This is a genomic window from Nostoc sp. UIC 10630 (assembly GCF_010747425.1).
Classification (GTDB): domain Bacteria; phylum Cyanobacteriota; class Cyanobacteriia; order Cyanobacteriales; family Nostocaceae; genus Nostoc.
Genome location: NZ_JAAGOG010000479.1, coordinates 1 through 729 on the forward strand (window position 1 = coordinate 1; position 729 = coordinate 729).

Annotated in this window: 1 protein-coding gene; it reads left to right on the forward strand. The window is 34.8% G+C overall.

From position 1 onward, the window contains the following. Positions 1-86: 86 nt before the first annotated feature. On the forward strand, positions 87-729 hold a 643-nt coding region (locus G1O98_RS38490), incomplete at its 3' end, for a pentapeptide repeat-containing protein (RefSeq protein ID WP_163939720.1).

Below are 729 nucleotides of genomic sequence, written 5' to 3' on the forward strand. Positions count from 1 at the left end.
TTACAGGTGCAGACTTTTTGGCTAAGTGCGGTATATTTTACTGTGGGCGCTCTCTGTAAATATCGCCATATCAAGTAAAAATTCCTGTGTTACAGTCCGTACAAGCCGATAATCAAAACAAATTCAAGGTAAATCCTGCTTTTCGTAACGTAGTCATGCTCCTAGATTATTCTCACAAGAATCTCACAGGTCGTTCATTTAAAGGTAAAAACCTTGTAGGAGCAAACTTTAGTTTTGCAGATATTCGTTCTTGCGATTTTAGTGGGGCAATTCTTAAAGACGCAAACTTCTATCATGCTAAAGCAGGCATACAAAATCTTTGGGTTATATACTTACCTGTTTGCTCATTGTTATTTTTGGGAATATTAGGATTTTTTTCATACATAGCTAATTATCTTGTAACACTAATAGCTCAAAGTTCTAACTTAGATAATCTAATCACAGGTGTAAGCACTTCTATTTTATTGGTTATTTTCTTCTTGACTACGTTTTGTCAAGGATTGGAAACTGGTGTACCCTTATTTATTGTAATTGGAACTATAACTGTTTTATTTTTAACTGGAATCAAAAGTACAGCAGCTTTTAATGGAGCATCGGCTGGAGTTTTAATTATAGCTATAACATTAGTAGGTTCAATAGCATTATCAGCCGCGATTGCTGCTTTTAACAGAACCGTAGCTGTAATGATTTCTATATTAGTAATGTTATGTCTGACTGCTGCCGTAACTG